Below are 209 nucleotides of genomic sequence, written 5' to 3' on the forward strand. Positions count from 1 at the left end.
CGCGCCCGACGCCGCGATGGCGTCGAGGTCCGCGGTCGGTAGTGAATCGCCGAAGGAGACGAATCGGTGCAGATAGTGTGGGGCGCTGCCCGCCAACTCGGTGAGTCGCGCGATCGGCGTCGAGGCCGCGCCGACACGGGGGAGGACCTCTGGGATGAATGCGCCCCAGTGTCGCTGAGAGCTGGGCGATGTCGGTTTCTCAGGAGTGG

The 209-nt window shown here is 68.4% G+C and carries 1 pseudogene; it reads right to left on the bottom strand.

The window, feature by feature from the left end:
- Positions 1 to 209 (bottom strand): annotated as a pseudogene (locus B3T59_RS13085) (endoglucanase); the annotation flags it as partial.

Source organism: Gordonia sp. UBA7860, from assembly GCF_002500165.1.
Lineage (GTDB): Bacteria > Actinomycetota > Actinomycetes > Mycobacteriales > Mycobacteriaceae > Gordonia > Gordonia sputi.